Annotated in this window: 16 protein-coding genes and 1 tRNA gene; 5 read left to right on the plus strand and 12 right to left on the minus strand. The window is 63.0% G+C overall.

Going from position 1 to position 16,012, the window contains the following annotated elements:
- Positions 1 to 113 precede the first annotated feature (113 nt).
- Entirely contained in the window at positions 114 to 1,526 is a 1,413-nt protein-coding gene (glnA, locus tag DFR51_RS06505; RefSeq protein WP_121048176.1) for a type I glutamate--ammonia ligase, read from the minus strand.
- 56 nt (positions 1,527 to 1,582) lie between these two features.
- A complete protein-coding gene (locus DFR51_RS06510) occupies positions 1,583 to 1,921 on the minus strand; it encodes a P-II family nitrogen regulator (RefSeq protein ID WP_121048178.1) in 339 nt (112 codons plus the stop codon).
- 239 nt (positions 1,922 to 2,160) lie between these two features.
- On the opposite strand from DFR51_RS06510, the gene DFR51_RS06515 reads away from it, so the two are divergent.
- Positions 2,161 to 2,237 (plus strand) — tRNA-His (locus tag DFR51_RS06515).
- Positions 2,238 to 2,267: 30 nt separating this feature from the next.
- Here DFR51_RS06515 and DFR51_RS06520 read toward each other — a convergent pair.
- From DFR51_RS06520 to DFR51_RS06530, 3 genes are all read right to left on the minus strand, one after another.
- Positions 2,268 to 6,482: a translocation/assembly module TamB domain-containing protein gene (locus DFR51_RS06520; protein ID WP_121048180.1), complete on the minus strand. Its 4,215-nt coding sequence runs from the start codon at positions 6,480 to 6,482 to the stop codon at positions 2,268 to 2,270.
- Positions 6,482 to 8,470, minus strand: coding sequence for an autotransporter assembly complex protein TamA (locus tag DFR51_RS06525; protein WP_121048182.1), 1,989 nt, complete (start codon positions 8,468 to 8,470; stop codon positions 6,482 to 6,484). The genes DFR51_RS06520 and DFR51_RS06525 overlap by 1 nt, the downstream gene beginning before the upstream one ends.
- Positions 8,471 to 8,554: 84 nt before the next feature.
- Positions 8,555 to 8,824: a hypothetical protein gene (locus DFR51_RS06530; RefSeq protein ID WP_338068291.1), complete on the minus strand. Its 270-nt coding sequence runs from the start codon at positions 8,822 to 8,824 to the stop codon at positions 8,555 to 8,557.
- 118 nt (positions 8,825 to 8,942) lie between these two features.
- Between DFR51_RS06530 and DFR51_RS06535 the strand changes: the two genes are divergently transcribed.
- Positions 8,943 to 9,125, plus strand: a complete 183-nt coding sequence (locus tag DFR51_RS06535) for a hypothetical protein (protein WP_121048186.1) — start codon at positions 8,943 to 8,945, stop codon at positions 9,123 to 9,125.
- Positions 9,126 to 9,128: 3 nt separating this feature from the next.
- On the opposite strand, the gene DFR51_RS06540 is transcribed toward DFR51_RS06535, so the two are convergent.
- Entirely contained in the window at positions 9,129 to 9,713 is a 585-nt protein-coding gene (locus tag DFR51_RS06540) for a S24 family peptidase (protein WP_243445403.1), read from the minus strand.
- A 533-nt stretch (positions 9,714 to 10,246) separates the two neighbouring features.
- On the opposite strand from DFR51_RS06540, the gene DFR51_RS06545 reads away from it, so the two are divergent.
- Positions 10,247 to 10,534, plus strand: a complete 288-nt coding sequence (locus tag DFR51_RS06545; protein ID WP_121048192.1) for a hypothetical protein — start codon at positions 10,247 to 10,249, stop codon at positions 10,532 to 10,534.
- On the opposite strand, the gene DFR51_RS18950 is transcribed toward DFR51_RS06545, so the two are convergent.
- From DFR51_RS18950 to DFR51_RS06560, 4 genes are all read right to left on the minus strand, one after another.
- Positions 10,531 to 10,674 carry a hypothetical protein gene (locus tag DFR51_RS18950; protein ID WP_170151750.1) on the minus strand — a complete coding sequence of 48 codons (144 nt, stop codon included), beginning with the start codon at positions 10,672 to 10,674 and terminating at the stop codon, positions 10,531 to 10,533. The genes DFR51_RS06545 and DFR51_RS18950 overlap by 4 nt on opposite strands.
- Positions 10,671 to 11,207 (minus strand): type II toxin-antitoxin system VapC family toxin, encoded by a 537-nt coding sequence (locus DFR51_RS06550; RefSeq protein ID WP_121048195.1) that lies wholly within the window; start codon positions 11,205 to 11,207, stop codon positions 10,671 to 10,673. Before DFR51_RS06550 ends, DFR51_RS18950 begins: the two co-directional genes overlap by 4 nt.
- Positions 11,194 to 11,979: a hypothetical protein gene (locus DFR51_RS06555; protein ID WP_121048199.1), complete on the minus strand. Its 786-nt coding sequence runs from the start codon at positions 11,977 to 11,979 to the stop codon at positions 11,194 to 11,196. The genes DFR51_RS06550 and DFR51_RS06555 overlap by 14 nt, the downstream gene beginning before the upstream one ends.
- Positions 11,980 to 12,070: 91 nt before the next feature.
- Positions 12,071 to 13,009 (minus strand): IS1595 family transposase, encoded by a 939-nt coding sequence (locus DFR51_RS06560; RefSeq protein WP_121048202.1) that lies wholly within the window; start codon positions 13,007 to 13,009, stop codon positions 12,071 to 12,073.
- A gap of 125 nt (positions 13,010 to 13,134) precedes the next feature.
- On the opposite strand from DFR51_RS06560, the gene DFR51_RS18955 reads away from it, so the two are divergent.
- Positions 13,135 to 13,311, plus strand: coding sequence for a hypothetical protein (locus DFR51_RS18955; protein ID WP_170151751.1), 177 nt, complete (start codon positions 13,135 to 13,137; stop codon positions 13,309 to 13,311).
- Positions 13,312 to 13,325: 14 nt separating this feature from the next.
- A complete protein-coding gene (locus tag DFR51_RS06565) occupies positions 13,326 to 13,637 on the plus strand; it encodes a hypothetical protein (protein WP_126494743.1) in 312 nt (103 codons plus the stop codon).
- On the opposite strand, the gene DFR51_RS06570 is transcribed toward DFR51_RS06565, so the two are convergent.
- Together DFR51_RS06570 and wecB are read right to left on the minus strand one after the other, a co-directional pair.
- Positions 13,621 to 14,814: a TIGR04063 family PEP-CTERM/XrtA system glycosyltransferase gene (locus DFR51_RS06570; RefSeq protein ID WP_170151752.1), complete on the minus strand. Its 1,194-nt coding sequence runs from the start codon at positions 14,812 to 14,814 to the stop codon at positions 13,621 to 13,623. The two genes, DFR51_RS06565 and DFR51_RS06570, sit on opposite strands and share 17 nt — an antisense overlap.
- Positions 14,814 to 15,905 (minus strand): non-hydrolyzing UDP-N-acetylglucosamine 2-epimerase, encoded by a 1,092-nt coding sequence (wecB, locus tag DFR51_RS06575; protein WP_121048208.1) that lies wholly within the window; start codon positions 15,903 to 15,905, stop codon positions 14,814 to 14,816. Before wecB ends, DFR51_RS06570 begins: the two co-directional genes overlap by 1 nt.
- Positions 15,906 to 16,012 lie beyond the last annotated feature (107 nt).

Raw genomic sequence — 16,012 nt, forward strand, 5'->3', positions numbered from 1 at the left:
GTTGCGGTTTTCATTATCTTACAAATGTAGCTTTGCACATTTTGGGAAGTGCAGCTCAAATGAAAAGGGGCCCGCGCTTTCGCGCGAGCCCCTGAACGGCCCAAATCCCCCGATCAGGCCGAATAGTACATGTCGAATTCGACAGGCGACGGCGCCATTTCCCAGCGCTGCACTTCGTGCATCTTCAGGTCGATGAAGCTGTCGATCATCTCGTCGGTGAAGACACCGCCGCGCGTGAAGACCTTGCGGTTCTTGTCGAGGTTGACGAGCGCCTCACGCAGCGAGCCGCAGACGGTCGGCACCTTCTTCAGTTCCTTCGGCGGAAGGTCGTAGAGGTTCTTGTCCATCGGCTGGCCCGGGTGGATGCGGTTCTCGATGCCGTCGAGGCCGGCCATCAGGATCGCGGCGTAGCAGAGGTAGGGGTTCGCCGTGGCATCCGGGAAGCGGAACTCGACGCGGCGGCTCTTCGGGCCCGTGCCGTAGGGAATACGGCAGGAGGCCGAACGGTTGCGGCTGGAATAGGCCAGCAGCACCGGCGCTTCGAAGCCCGGAACGAGACGCTTGTAGCTGTTCGTCGAGGGGTTCGTGAACGCGTTCAGCGCCTTGGCGTGCTTGATGACGCCGCCGATGAAGAACAGCGCGGTTTCCGAAAGACCGGCGTAGCCGTCGCCCGAAAAGAGCGGCTTGCCTTTCTTCCAGATCGAGATGTGCGTGTGCATTCCCGAGCCGTTGTCGTCCTTGATCGGCTTGGGCATGAATGTTGCCGTTTTGCCATAGGCGTGCGCGACGTTGTGCACGACGTACTTGTAGATCTGCATCCGGTCGGCGGTCTGGACGAGCGTGCCGAAGGTGAGGCCGAGCTCGTGCTGCGCTGCAGCAACTTCGTGATGGTGCTTGTCCATAGGCAGGCCCATTTCGAGCATCACGGAGACCATTTCCGAACGAAGGTCGTGGCACGGATCAACCGGCGCGACGGGGAAGTAGCCGCCCTTGGCGCGCGGACGGTGACCCATGTTGCCTTCGTCGTACTCGCGGCCGGTGTTGGTCGGCAGCTCGATGTCGTCGATCTTGTAGCCCGAGCCGTTGTAGCCGTTCTCGAAGCGCACATCGTCGAAGACGAAGAACTCTGCTTCGGGGCCAACGTAGGCGGTGTCGCCGACGCCCGTGTTGCCGAGGAACGCTTCGGCGCGCTTGGCGACCGAGCGCGGATCGGACCCGTAGAGCTCGCCCGTCGCCGGATCGACGACGTCGCAGAACACGATCAGCATCGGTGTCGCCGAGAACGGATCCACATAGACCGCATCAAGGTCCGGCTTCAGGATCATGTCGGACTCGTTGATGGCCTTCCAGCCGTCGATCGAGGAGCCGTCGAACATGATGCCGTCGGTCAGCATGTCCTCGTCCACCACGCCGGCGCACATCGCCATGTGGTGCCATTTGCCCCGGATGTCGGTGAAGCGGACATCGAGCCACTCGATCTCCTTGTCCTTGATCATCTTCAGAACGTCGGCTGGTTTGTTCGCCATTACTCGCCTTTCCTCTTTTAACCCTGCTGGTGTGGAGTTTGTTGTCCGTTGATGGTTCAGATAGCTTCGCTGTCGCGTTCGCCGGTGCGGATGCGGTAGGCCGATTCGATCGACGACACGAAGATCTTGCCGTCGCCGATGCGTCCCGTCTTGGCGGCGCCCGCGATGGCTTCGACGGTGCGCTCGACAATCGCGTCGTCGACGACGACCTCGAGCTTCACCTTTGGAAGGAAGTCCACGATATATTCGGCGCCCCGGTAAAGCTCCGTGTGTCCCTTCTGGCGGCCGAAGCCCTTGGCCTCGACAACGGTGATGCCCGATACGCCGACTTCGTGCAGCGCTTCCTTCACCTCATCAAGCTTGAAGGGCTTGATGATCGCCTCGATTTTTTTCACCTGGCTTTACCCCTTGAACGAAGTTCGATCTGCCCCGGATGGGGTATTGCCTTCGCGTAACGCATGATCCGTGCCAGATGCCGCAGTGCCGCAAAGCGCAGGGAAGTGCATTTTCCGGGCAGCGGTTTGGTCGAATGCTGCACGACTTCCGGGCATCTTGCCTAAAAATTCAGCAGGTGCATGTGCCTCGCTTGACGGCAGGCCGGGGCGACCGTATGTGCGCATCCTCATCGCGTGTGGCGACCGTAGCTCAATCGGTTAGAGCGCCGGTTTGTGGTACCGGAGGTTGCGGGTTCGATCCCCGTCGGTCGCCCCAGTTTTCTCGCTTTTTCAAGCGTTCTTCCGCTCAATAGTCCTTCGACCAGCGCAGGTTGACGCTGGTGCCGCCGAGCGTCGCGACCGACGACAGGATCGAAAGCGCGCGCGTCAGCTCGATCTCCAGCTGCGTCGCCGTGTAGCCCTGTGCGTCTGTAGCGACCTCCACGTAGACACGATCCGTGATGTATTCGCCTGCTGCAACGGCGGTCTTCTGGCCGGTGAGCTGGTTCGCTTCCATGATGCGCAGACGATCGAGCCCGACCGCGCGGCGCACGGCGTTGATCGGGTTGATGCCGCCTCCGCCGCCCTGAAGCGAAGCGACCGCCCCCGCCAGCTGCAGCGCTTCAGGCGCCGAGAGATTCGAGATCGAGGTACCGAAGAGCACGCGCGAGAGCACTTCGTCCTGCGGCAGTGCAGGGATCGACGAGAACGCGATCTCCGGGCGCTGGCCGGTACCGCGGATGGTGATGGTGGCGGTGAGGCCTTCGACGCGCGCCTCTGCCGCGATGTCCACCACGGGATCGGGCGGATAGGTGCCGGTGAAGCGCAGCTCGCCGCGCGTGAGGCGGAAGGTCTTGCCTGCGAACTCGTAGTCACCGCGCACGAGTTCGGCGACGCCGCCGATGCGCGGCGCGGTTGCCGAGCCCTTGATGTCGAGATTCGCCGACCATTCCGAATCGAGGCCCATGCCGCGGACCATGATCTCGTTATTGCCGCGCGCCTTCACATCGAGCTGCCAGACGGTGGGCTCTGCCGTGCCCTCCGCGACCAACGGGTCTGCGCGCAGGAGTTCCGTATTCTTCTCGCGCACACGGAGCGTGGGAACTTCGACCTGTGCGGTCTGCCCGATATTGAATCGGGCACGATCGATATTCACGTTGCCCGAGATGATGGCGCCTTCCGGGCTGTTGCTGATCCTCAAGGGACCGCTCGCCGTCGCCCGGAGGTCGTCGCGATTGAGGATGAGCGCCGATTTCATCACCATCGCAATCTCGATGGGGAAGCCGCGGGCGAACGAAAGGTCGATGCCGCCGCTGCCGGAAATAGAGCCCGTACCCGCAGTGCCCGAAAACTCGGTGAGTTCCAGGCGTGAGCCCGTGAAACGGCCGGCGAGGCGGATATTGTCCACGACCGTGCCGGTGATCGCGCTTTCGATACGTGATGCCCGCGACCGGACGATGCCGGTGAGCGAGGGATCGCCAAGCTCGCCGTTGATCTCAAGCGCCACCGCGATGTTGCCGCGTACGCTGAGTGCGCCGACGCCGGTCAAAGGCCAGAGCATTTCAGCAGGGCCGCGCCAGCGGAGCTGGCCCGAGATCGGCGCCTTCATCAGGCGGTCGAGCCAAGGATCGTCGATACTGCCGGGGATCGAGAGCAGGCGTCCCTGCAGGATGCCAAGGCGCTGGCCGTTATCGAGGAAGGCGGCGCGCATCACCGCCTTGTTAGCTTCGAGCTGCGCGACGACGGCGAGATCGACGGGCTTCGAGAAGGCCTCGGTCGCGCGCGTGAAATCGGTGACGCGCAGCTTCGCCGTGCCGCGCGGCAGCGCGCCAGAGGGGAAGATCATGTCGATGCGGCCGCTCGCGGTGCCTGTGAAATTCATGCCCGGCAACGCGAGCTGAAGCAGGCCGAGACCGGCGGCGTTGAGATCGGTGGTGAGACTGACCGTTTCGCCGAATGTGCCGCTGATCTTGGCCGTGCCCGAAGGCAGGTTGAGCACCACGGACGCGAGGTGCCAGCCGTCTTCCGTGCGATCGAGGCGCGCGGGGGCGGCGAGCGCGAACTTCTGGCGCGCGATCGTGCCTTGGCTGGTGACGATAATGCTTTCGGGATCGAAGCTCGCGGCAAGATCGAACGTGAAGGGCGCGCCGCGTTCGCCGGTCGCGATGAGCGCGGCGGTGCCTTCGCCCGCCTGCATTTCGAGCGTGCCCTTCAGCGTTTTCAAGAGCAGCGCCGACTGCTTCAGGCCTTCGATGTCGAAGCGGCCCGAGATTTCGGCACCGGCCTCCCGGAGGACGATGTTGCCATCCACCCAGCCGCGCCGGATGGTGGTGCCGCCGCCGAAATCGAGCCGCGCGGCGCGGGCGCCGAGATTGGCGTCAATGCGCTGCACGCCGCCTTCGGGCGACAGGCGGATTTTCCCGGAGATACCAGCCCCGCGCACATCGAGCACACCTGAAACCGCCGGGGCGCCTTCAACCGCGCGGAGCGGTCCCGTGGCCGTGAGCCCGGCGATCTCCGCAGCCTCGATGTCGTAAACGGTCTGCGGCGTGCCGGTCAGGATACGGCCGTGCGCCCGCGCGGGCCCTGCGATCGTATCGGCAAGCGCCGTGAAGGCGTAATTCTCACCCTGCGGCGTGAAGGTGGCGCGGATATCGCGAAGCTCGATGCCTGCCGCGTAGCTCTTGACACGAATCCGTGCTTCGGGGCGCGTCACGAGGCCGCCGAGTTCCACGTCCATCGGTCCGTAGCGCTCTGAAACGGCATTGCCGGTGAAGCGGATGCGCTGATCCATCGCATAGGTGCCGCGGCCGGTGACGCGCATGTCGGGCGAGGTGAGCACGGCATTCGTGAAAGTGACGAGCCCGTCAGGCGTGCGAACGATGTTGGCGACGGCACGCGGGTTGCCCTGGAAGAGGAAGCTGAGCAGGCCGTTGTCGAGCCGCTTCATTGCGGCATCGGCCTTGCCGCTGATCCGCAGTCGGTTGCCGGCACGCGCATCGGGTTCGAACAGCAGCTTTGCCTTGATGTCGGCCATGCCGAGACCGGGGATGACGTAGCGCGGCACCGCGCCGTCCGCGATCACGCTGTAGCGGCCCGTGCGCGTTTCGATGTTGAGGTCGGCGACGGCAGTGACACGGTCGCTCGACACCTTGAGGCCCTTGCCGGTGATATAGGGGCCATCGAGCGCGATGACGCCGGTGATGCGCGGATTGGTGGCCAGATCCTCGATAAGCTCGCCGAGCCCGGTAATGCGAAGCGCACGCGCCTCGATCGGAACGGCAAGCTTTTCCTTCGGAAGCTCGCCCTTGCCCGTGACCTCGACACGGTCGAGCCGCGTCGTGCCGATGGCGAGCCAGTTGGCGGACAGGCGATAATCGATGAGCGGGCGCGCGAAGGGGCCGTCGAGCGTCATGGCAAGGCGCATGTCGTCCGCCGTCATCGTCGATATCAGGGCCTTCGGCTGGCGCACAGACGCGCCGACGGAGACCGTTCGGAAGCGGGATTCCGCGAGGTCTACCGCGCCGTCGAGCTCTAGCCCCACCGACGGCGAGACGATCGAGGCGCGGCCATCGATGACGCGCTCGGCAATTATCGCGGCGGCATCCACCTCGATCGACGGAGAGCCGAACTTGCGGACGATCCCGCCGATGGCGAGGCCGGGAGAGGCGGTGCCCTTGAGCGCGAAGCGGCCCTCATCGGCGCTGAGCGCGAGGTCCATGAGCGGGGCGTCGCCGAGCGTGCCGACGGCCGTGCCGCGCCACTTTTGCCAGCTGCCTTCGCCTTCGATCGTGGCGACGAGCGGCTGATCGAGGCCGAGGATGCCGCCGACAACGCCGCCTGCCGGAGCGAGCAGCTTGCCTTCGATGTCGAACACCTTGTCGTCGGGCCGGGCATCGACCCGGGCGACGAGCGCGTCGCCGCCGGTGCGCGAGTTGGCACGCAGCGCGGCGAGCAGACGGCCGCTCGCGATGTCGGCGCCGCCCTCTGCCGAAAGCTGGTGGCGCTTACCGAGCACAGGGGGTTCGAGCGTCAGGTTGCCGATTTCGAAGCCCCCGACATAGATGTCGTAGTCCGGAAGGAGCGGCTTCTCCTCCTTGCTCGGGATCAGCTTCGGCACCTTGAGCAGCCGCGCCTCCGGCACGACGAGCTTCACGATATGGAGCCGGCGGCTGAACACGGCCTGCGGCCGCCAATCAAGCTCGACGCGGGGCGCTTCGAGGAAAGGGCCTGCGGGGTCCGACAAGGTGAGACCGTGGACAACGGCAGCGCCGTAGAGCGAGCCGTCGATCCGGTCGATGCCGATGCGCAGGCCGGACTCGGGCGTAAGGCCCATGACACGCGCGACAAGCCAGACGCGGCCGCGATCCGTATCGAGCACGGTAAGCGCGGCGGCGATCAGCAGCGCGAGGCCGACGACGATGGCGAGAAGCCAGAGGAACCCACGCATCGCATAGGTCCAGAACGGGCGGCTCAGCACCTCGTCCTCGATCTCTTCGATGATGCCGTCGCGCCCCTCCATCAGAAGGCCTGCCCGATGGAAACATAGACGGCGACGCGCGAATCGCCCTTCTGCCGGTTGAGCGGGGTCGCGACGTCGATGCGGACGGGCCCGAAGTTCGTGTAGTAGCGCGCGCCGATGCCGGCGCCGAACTGCAGGTCGCGGAAGCGGGGGTAGGGGCGCGTGTCGATCTGACCCGCGTCGATGAACGGTACGACGCCGAAGTTGCCGAAGCGGTAGCGCGCTTCGAGGCTGAACTCCATGAGGCTGCGGCCGCCGAGCGGATCGCCGTCGGCATCCTGCGGACCGACGTCCTGATAGCCATAGCCGCGCACCGATCCGCCGCCGCCCGCGTAGAAACGGCGCGATGGCGCAATGCGCGAGCGCGTGGCGCCGAAGATCGTCCCGAACCGCGCGCGGCCCGCGAAGACGAGCTTGTCCTCCATCATCGGCAGATACGCCGAGCCATCCACCTGCGCGCGCGTGTAGCCGAAGAAGCCGTTCTGGAACGACGCCTCCGGACTTGCCCATCCCCCGAGCCGGAACCCGCGTTTGGGATCGAGCAGGTCGTCGGTCCCATCATAACCGATCTGTACCGGCGCAGCGACGATGAAGAAGGTGCGAAGCGGCGCGAAGCCGGGTGCGATCCGCAAGCTGCGGTCGCGTTCTTCGGACGCGAGCAGTTCACCGCCGAACCTGTATGTCCACGCCTTCTGCCAGATCAGGTTGGTTTCACGCTCGATGAACGCGCCGATGCCGAGCGTGCGGGCGTAATAAGCGTCACGGTCTTCGACGCTGGCTTCCACGCGCGCGGCGAGCGTGCGGTCTCGCTGTTTCCAGTTCGACCGGCGAAGATCCGCGGAAAGTCGCTGCTCCTGCGTGCCGAGCACGCCGCGGAACGTAACCTGTCCTTGCGGGCGAATGAGATTCCGATGTTGCCAGCTTGCTTCAACCCGGAAACCGTCGGTCGTGCTGTAGCCGATCTGTCCGGCGAGCGTGCGCTGCGGGGCAGGGGTGAGCACGACGGCGAGATTGACGGGCGTTGTGCCGTCCGCCTGCGGCTCTCCGCGCTCCGGCGTTATGCTGACCGTGCTGACGAGGCCCGTTGCGATGAGCGCGCGGCGCAAATCCTCGATCTCGCTCGTATCATAAGGGTCGCCCGGCTTGAAACGGGCGAGGCGACCGATGTGCTTGGCGCTGAACAGGGGATCGCCGTCGACCCGAATCTCCCCGAAGCGGGAATTGTCGCCAAGCTTCACGTTCAGGGCATAGGTCGCCGTGCGCGTATCGTGATCGACGATGATGTCCGGGGTTTCAACGTCCGCGAACGGGAAGCCGCTTTCGCCGAGGCCGAGGCGAAGCCGGTCCAGCGCAGCGTTCACGTCGTTGGCGACGAGCGGCTGCTTTTCCTTGAGATCGAGCTTCTGCTCGACAAGCGCGCGTTCCGCCTCGTCGTCCACGTTGATCTGGATGTCGCCAAGAGCGTAGCGCGGACCGGTGTCGACTGTGGTGGTGACCTGAACGCGACCATCCCGCGCGGTGGGATCGACATCTATGACGATTTCCGGGTCGTAATAGCCTTCCGCGCGGAGCAGGCGCATGAGCAGCTCCGTATCCGTGCGCGCGCGCCTTTGCAGCTCGGCAAGCGACGGCACGGTCTTGCCGCGCCCGGCGTAAAGCGCCGAAAGCGACTTGAAGGCGTCGGCGACCTTCAGGCGGCCGATCGGTCCAAGATCGAAATCATAACGGATATCGACGGGTGCTTCCTGCGTCTCGAGCGCGACGTCGGCGTCGGCGGCCTCCTCAGCGAAGAGGTCTTTCCATTCCTCCTCGATCTCGGGAAGCTCAGGGAGCGGGACGCGCGGGCTGGTTCTCTGCTCGTCAGCGTCCGAGGTGTCGGGGGAGGGCGTTTCGCCCGCCGCCGGGGGTACGGTCTGCTGCGCCGCTGCCGGCGACGACAGGAAGAGCGCAATAGCCGTGATACTGGTGCCGATCAGCGCTCGATACATTACACGGGTCTAGCCGAAGCCGGCCCCGCGCCGGTAGGGGAATCTTGCTGGCTTTCCGCCTCGGCCTATCGGCTCATCGACGGATCAGTGCACTTCGCCGACGACGTCCTCAAGCTGGAGCAGCATGATGGCACGCTCGACCTGCCGCCAGCGGCAGAAAAGGTTGAGATTGCCGGAATCGCGGTAGCGATCGGCGATGGTAGCGGCTTCGACGACAGCGTCGTCACCGAACTTGGCGATCAGGCTCGAGGCATCCTCGAGCGAACCGCGATCATGTATGGCAAGCAATTGCATTGGAGATAACCCCCGCCTATCCTGTTCCTGCAGCTTCACCAGCAAGGCTGATGCCAGCATCCAATCGCCTGAATTCAAAAGGCTTTTATTGTTTCGCTGACTGCATGGCCTGTCCGGCCTGTTTCATGGCGGGACAGTTGGTGCACAAACCGACCTGTAGGTATCGAAGGAATGAGAAATGCAGGCTGAACGGCCGGGCCACGATCAAGGCTCTCCAGCAGGACTGTTCATTGCGCTTGGGCTCTTTGCAGGGACGGGATTCGGCGTCGCGTGGCATCAGGCCATGCTTGGAGCCGTCATCGGCATGGGCGCCGGAATCCTGCTTGCGGTTTTGTGGACCGTGTTCAGGCGAAAGCGCTGAATTTCAGCGCAGTTCGCGGCCCACCCAGATCACGCGGCCCACGATATCGAGGCTTTCGGGCGGACAGTCCTCCCAGTCGGGCCAGCCCGGGTTGTCGCTCTTGATGGCGATGCCCTGTGTTGCCGGGTTCCGCGTCAACCGCTTCACGACCATGTTGCCGCCGCTGCGCAGCGCATAGATGCCGTCGCGCAGGGTCTCGGCGCCGTCTGCCGTGTCGACGAGCACGGGGTCGCCGTGGGAAAGTGTCGGATGCATCGCGTCGCCCGCGATGCGCAACACCGAGAGCGCCTGCGGATTGCCGCTGCACAGCCCGGTGATCCATCGCGCCTGAAACGCGAGCGCAGCCTCGGCCCCGTCTCCGGAAGAATCGAGAGTGGGTATGAGCAGGTAATCGTCCACCGCCGCAGCCTCGGCAGCGTGGGCGATGACGGCCTGTCCGACGCGCGCCGGAGGCCCGCCAAGCACATGCTCGGGCACATCAAAATGACGCGCGAGCGTCCGCCGATCATCCTCATCGAGCTTACGGGGCACACCGCGCCGGATGAACTGCTGAATATAGGTGGGATTACGGCCAATGAGGCGCGACACCGACGCGTAATCTTCTCCGCGGGCGTGAATGAGCGTGTCGAGCGTTCGGCGAACCGCGGCGGCGTTCAGGGCGTGCCTCCCTCCGGCAAATAATGATCGTTTTTATCCTAGACTTGTGGCGTTTGTATAGATTGCAAACCCGCCAGCCAGCGGCTCGGCGCCCTACAAAAGCCGCGATGACGCTCCATATTATGTGCATTGACGCCCTTGGCAGATGCGGGGTACTTCCCGCTACACAAGGGGGAACGGATGACTTGCATGTGCGTACTATGCACTAAGTCGTCCATGCGAAAGGCCAACATATGCGCTCGAAATTGCATCATGCAAAAAAGGCGGTATCGTTCGGATTGACGCTGAAGGCCACTATCGGAATGAGCCTCGCTACCCTTGCATTGTTTGGGGTTACTGTGCCGGAATTTGGCATAGAGCCCACTATTGCGGGGCAGGGTGTGGCGGCAACCGTGGGAGGAATCCTTGGGGCTGTTCTGGCCCTGAAAGGATAGTTGCCCCCATATCCCACCGATTCAGCAGGCTTGTACCGCTGGATTCTGGTCTTTCTGGTGGGCTACCTCATTCTGGCATATTTCCTACGCGCGATGCGGACCCGCCAATTGGGCAGCAATGGCAATGAGTTTTTGCTAGCCCAAATTTTCAATGGAACGACCTTTGCAGGGTCATCATCCATCGTCTGGGGCATCCTAGACCCATCGGTGATGATCGTTATCGGCGAAACCACCATGTTCTTGCTGGTCGCCGGGGTGGCAGGCATGGGTTACGCGCTTCGTGAACTGGCAAAGCTGCTTAGGCATCAGAGTTTTTAGCCGCTGGACTTCTCCGGCGCCGGTTTCTGGCTAGCCACCTTCCGCAGCCTATCCTCCCACGCCTTCTCATCCTCGTCACACTCTAGATCGCGCGCCGCTTCCTTGAACTTGTCGGATTGGGGTTTGGGCTTGTCGGTCATCTTAATGGTAGCCCCATAGATCGGGAAAATGGCTTCTCAATAACAATGGGATATCGGCCCGCAACGTTTCCGCTAAGAGGGATAAGCCCACGCTTTGGCCGCGACCTAGTATTCGGCACGTCCTTTTCATCAAACGTAAACATTCGCGGGCAGTCGTAGTAAATCGCCGTAGCAAGATGAATCGCGTCGGGAAGCTCAAGCGTCGGCAAGTTGGTCGTACCCGCCTGCTTTTCCGATTGATAATAATTCCGTATTTCTGTCGCGATCTCTAGTATTGGAGACGATACATCTTTTGTTTGGACTTTTGGGGGCCTAATCAATCGATCCATAATCAGCTTTTGCTGATCCGTGAGTGTGCATTCTAAAATCTCCCCCTTTGTTAGAGCGGAAGTAACCGCGATAACTTCCTTCCGCTCCAACTCACCCGCAAAACCGGAGACATGGAGAGACTCGTCCCCCTGTCGCTGCTCTCCGGTGAGCATCGCTATGAACACGCAAGTGTCGACATAAATGATCGGCTTAATGCCAGCCATGCCTCACTTTTCTCGTGAAATCTTCGGAGGCCAGCCCCCCTGTGGCATTTGGAGCCATCCCTAAAATATCTATGAAACTGGGCTGATCTTCGTCCATGACTTCGATCTTAGTGGCCCGCGCTTCATAAGGAAACTTCTCACGCCACCTGTATTTAAGCTCACCCTCAATGATAACATAGCGGCCAAGAGCAGGCCGGACCTTGGCCAACAAGTCGTCTTCGAATTTGCAAGAAACGCGAGAGGCTCCCACGATGGGATATAGTCCAAACGTGTTTTTCTTGCCGTGAACGTTCACCGCTTCCAGCATTCCGTCAACCGTGCCTTCGGCGCTAGTGTCTTCCCCAAAGACACTTTCGATCCTTTTGCGCGCCTCTAGATCGATCAAAATAGTACGCCCGAACGCTTCTAATGTCGCACTTCTCACGCTCTTTCCGACCACAGCAGCAAAGTCTCTTAGGGCTTCGAAAACGGGCCGCTCAAACTCTCTTGGGGCCTGTCCGCCAACCACGACCGCCTCGATGCCTCTAAAAAAACTGGACAGGTCAACTGGTCGGTCGTCGGCGCCTATCGTCTCCATCACGACGGTTGCGGGGCTATTCATGTGAAGCTTCACAATACGGGCATCGACTGCGCCCCGCGCTTCAGACAGCGCCAGGAGTTGACGAAGCGCATCGACTTGTTTGATGAAATCAGCGGCAGACAGAGAGTGGTCATCCCCGCCACTTGGGCGGATGACTACACTCACCTGATCGGGGCAATCAAAATCCGCCATAGGCGGATTCTAACTCGCCCCCGACTCGCGGTAAAGCCTTCATTTTCGGTGCGGTTTCGTATGCCATCGGCTTCGATACCGCTTCCCGCCTTTAGGCGCTTTCGGCGGCCCGGATACCAGCTGACCTATAAGTGAGGCGCTTGCCAGCGATGCCCTTCACCGCTTCGGTCGAACGATCCTTGTCATTGTAGCCGTTGGCCTCACGGAAGCTGTAACGGAACTCAAACTCCGCAAGGTAGCGGTGCAGGTGCTTCTCCGCGCAATGCTGGTACACGCCGCGCATACCGCGCTTGAAGATGCTGAAAGCGCCTTCCACGGTGTTCGTGGTCACGTCGCCGCGCACATATTCCTTCTCGTAGTGGTGGACGGCCTGATGGTCGGCGAACTCGCGGCCAACCTTGCGGTAGATCATCGATTCGTCCGTCATCAGGCGGGCCTCGCGGGCAATGTTCGCCATGACAATCGGCTGAATAAGCTTGCCGGACGCCTTCTCGACGTGAAACAGGCGGCTACGGCCTGTCTCGCGGTCGACGAGGCCGAGAACCGCCATCTTGTGATGGTACGCGCCCTTGATCGGGGCGCCAGCCTTGCGGCCAATGAACGTTTCATCGACTTCCACCGCGCCGCCGTTGCCGCCGAACGGCGCAAGGTCGCCGGAACGCATGGCTTCACGGATGCGGTGTGCCAGAAACCACGCCGTCTTATAGGTGACTTCCAGAACACGGTGCAGCTGGTGGGCGCTGATGCCCTTCTTGCTGCTCGTCATCAGGTACACGGCCTGCAACATCTTGTGCAGCGGCATACGGGCATGCTCGAACACCGTGCCGACCTTGACCGTGAACTGACCTTTGCAGTGGCCGCACTTCTTGAGGCCGATGCGAACGCGCTTCCCAGGGTTCGGTTTGATCGACGAAATGCGATCGGTTGCGCCGCAATGCGGGCACGTCGGTCCCTCTGGCCAAATCACGCCTTCAAGGTAGGCGAAGGCAGCTTCTTCGTTGTGGAAGTAGGGCTTGCTGAGAACCGACATGTCTTTGACTCCGTTGTAGGAATCTTATGTCATGCCTCTAGTGGGTTTGCAAGGTATATAATCGCCAGACTTGTAGGAAATCGCTTCATAGTTGTTTTTTTCCTACAGGAAATGGGAGAAAAGCAATGTCGCTGTTGTTTCAAATCGAACGTTGCCTGAAACGCACACGTCTGACGCCCACGCGCTTCGGGCGAAACGCCATCGGCGATCCTCGGTTGGTGTTCGATCTCCGTCGCGGCCGCGAGCCGCGACCCCGCACCATGGCGCGCATCGAGGCCTATATTCGCGGGCTCGGCGCCTGATGCCGTGCCCGCTGATGCGAACGGTGAGAGGCCGTCTGAAGGCCTGCACGGATGCGCTTCACGGCGCGGTTGAAACCTATGATGCCGTGCCCTGGGCGAGCGCGACGTTCGAAGGGCAGCGACACGCTTTCACACTCCGAATCGACGGCGACGCGGAGAGCGTCGACCGTGCGGTGCTGCGCGTGTGCGGCACGCTGCTGGGCGAGGAGATCGACCTTCCCGGCGAACTCGTCGCCGACCTTGTGATCATCGGCGAGGACAGTCTGCGGCATGGGGCGATGCAGGCGCGGCGCCTGCATTTCGAAGCGCTTACCGTGCGCGACTGAGCAGGCGCTCGTAAACCGGCACGTAGGCCGCGACGCTGCGGTCCCAATTGCGCTCGGCTGAAACCCAGGTTTTGGCGCGCGCGCGCCGTTCGGGCCATGTGTCGCGGCTGGCAAGGACGCCGATCAGAGCATCGGCGGCGGCATCGGGATCGTCTGCCGCGAACAGCGTGCCGGTGACGCCGTCCTCGATCAGCTCGCGATGCCCGCCGACATTCGAGGCGGCGACGAGCTTTTCCTGCGCCATCGCTTCGAGCGGCTTCAGCGGCGTCACCAGCTCGGTGAGGCGCATGGCCTTGCGCGGATAGGCGAGCACATCGACGAGGCTGTAATAGCGATCGACCTCGCTGTGCGGCACGCGGCCGACGAAGCGGATGCGGTCGCTTGCAGGCGATGCCGCCGCCGCAGCACGCAGCGAGGCTTCCATCGGGCCGCCGCCGACGAGCAGCAAATGCGCCTTCGGCCGCGCCGCGACGAGGCGGGGCATGGCCGCGATCAGGATGTCGAGGCCTTCGTAGTCGTAGAAGGAGCCGAGGAAGCCGATAACCTCCGCGTCTTCCAGGCCGAGTTCTGTTGCCAGCGCGGTGTCGCGCGGGAGCGGATCGCCGAACTGGGCGAGATCGACCGCGTTCGGAATCTCGAACAGCTTCGCTTCGTCGATGCCGCGCGTGCGGAGATCACCGAGGAGGCCTTTGCAGATCGCGCCGACAGCATCGGCCTGGCTGCATGCCCAGCTCTCGGCAGCCTTGGTCAGCCGGTACTTGAGGTCGCCTTCGCGCCCGGTGCCGTTGCCGACCGCCGCATCTTCCCAGAAGGCGCGAATCTCGTACACGAGCGGCAGATTGTGGCGGCGGGAGGCCCCCCACGCGGCGGCGAAGGTGAGCACCGGCGAATGCGCGTGCAGAAGATCGGGCTTCGTTTCCTCGATCACCGCGTCCAGACGTTTCGCCGTTGCCGAAATCTCGCCGATGAGCGGCGGACCGGACTTTCGCGTGCGGTGGAAGGTGAGGCTGTCGACGGTTTCGGGGTCGGGACCTTCCGCGTAGTGCCGCGGCGTTGTCAGCATCTGCGGTTGCCAGCCGAGACGGCGCTGGCCTTCGATGAGCGCGCGCGAACGGAACGTGTAGCCGCTGTGCAGCGGCAGCGAGTGATCGAGGATGTGTAGCGGCTTGATCGCCATCAGCGTCCGCGCCGCACCAGATCGGCGACGCAGCGCTCTGCCGCGCGGCCGTCCCAGAATTCGGGGCGCTTCGCTGTCCCCGGCGGGGCGGCAAGTGCGGCATCGAGCGCGCTGACGAGCGCGTCGGCCTTGACCAGTCGGTTGGTGCCCTCGGTGACGGTGACGGGCCGTTCCGTGTTGTCGCGGAGCGTGAGGCAGGGGATGCCGAGGTAGGTGGTTTCCTCCTGAAGCCCGCCGCTGTCCGTGATCGCGATACGCGCGTCCTTCAGAAGGCTCATGAAGGGTTTGTAGGATTGCGGCTCGGCGATCGTGATGTTCCCCTTTGCGAGCGCGTCTGAAAGGCCGAACGCCTCCACCCGGCTCTTCGTGCGCGGGTGCATCGGGAACATCAGCGGGAGACGCTGCGACGCTTCCACCAGCGCATCGACGAGCGCCTTCAGCTGCGGGGCTTCATCGACGTTTGACGGGCGGTGCAGCGTGACGATGCCGTAATTGCCGGGCGTAAGGCCGAAGCGGGCGGGGGCGTTTTCGGCGTCGAGCTTGGGCCGGATGCGCTCGAAGCTGTCCATCATGATGTTGCCGACGCGCGTGATACGGCTTGCCGGTATGCCTTCGGCGCGCAGGTGTTCGTCGCCATCGGGCGAGGGGGTCCACAGCACGTCGGAGATCGCGTCTGTCACCAGCCGGTTGATCTCTTCGGGCATAGCGCGGTCACCCGAACGCAGGCCCGCCTCGAGGTGGACGACCGGAATGTGGAGCTTGGCGCCAACCATCGCGCAGGCGGCGGTTGAATTCACGTCGCCGACGACGACGAGCCAGTCCGGCTGTTCGTCCATCGCGATCTTCTCATAGGCGATCATCACCTTGCCGGTCTGTTCGGCATGGCTGCCGGAGCCGACGCCGAGGTGATGATCGGGCGCCGGGAGATCGAGATCGGCGAAGATGTCGTCTGACATGTTCGCGTCGTAATGCTGTCCGGTGTGGATCAGAACGGGTTCGAAATCATCATGGGCGGCAAGCGCGTGCCAGAGCGGCGCCACCTTCATGAAGTTCGGGCGTGCCGCCGCGATCATGTGCACTCGCTTGGTCATGCGTCGTCCGTTTCCCTTTTCACTTCCGCGTCCTATTGCCAATGCGCCCGGCTTTCGCAAGGCCGGGCGCGAACATTCGGCTGGTATCGTCCAAACGTGACGGCTTT

The organism is Sphingosinicella microcystinivorans (assembly GCF_003634215.1).
GTDB lineage: Bacteria > Pseudomonadota > Alphaproteobacteria > Sphingomonadales > Sphingomonadaceae > Sphingosinicella > Sphingosinicella microcystinivorans.